This is a genomic window from Mesorhizobium sp. M7A.F.Ca.CA.002.05.1.1 (assembly GCF_003998335.1).
In the GTDB taxonomy this organism is placed as follows: Bacteria; Pseudomonadota; Alphaproteobacteria; order Rhizobiales; family Rhizobiaceae; genus Mesorhizobium.
Genome location: NZ_RZQI01001657.1, coordinates 1 through 440 on the forward strand (window position 1 = coordinate 1; position 440 = coordinate 440).

The following is a 440-nucleotide window of genomic DNA, read 5'->3' on the forward strand; positions in this document are numbered from 1 at the left end:
TAGATAAAGATATCGCTGCCAGCGCGCTCGCGAGCAGGCGAAGTGCCGCGGCCGTAGTCCTGCGCGTCATCGTTGCGTTTCCCTGAGGATTGCTGGCCCGGTTGCTGGCCGCCGGCTCCACCATTGCCGCTGCCCGAATTCCCCGGTTGAAAGGATGCTGGATCGCGGCCTGTCGCCGCCGCCATAGGAGCGGTTGCATCCGCCCGGGTTGTAGCGGGAACTGCTACCGAAGGTTGCAGTATCGTGACCTTGTCAACCTCGAAGCCGAGCCCCCGCAGCGACTTGACGATGGCCTCGCTGTCGGCCGACAGCCGACGATAAGCGTCGTGCGTTTCCGGCTTCAGCTCAATCGAGAGTTGTTCCCCGGAGAGGCGAAGATTGGCCGTCACCATGCCGAGTTCGGCGGGGTGGAGTTCGATCTTCAACACATGTGTCGGAAC

1 protein-coding gene is annotated in these 440 nt (G+C 62.7%); it reads right to left on the reverse strand.

The window, feature by feature from the left end:
* Window positions 1-425 (reverse strand): flagellar hook-length control protein FliK (fliK, locus tag EN939_RS37625; protein ID WP_245473354.1); only part of this gene is annotated, 425 nt, incomplete at its 3' end.
* Window positions 426-440: the final 15 nt, after the last annotated feature.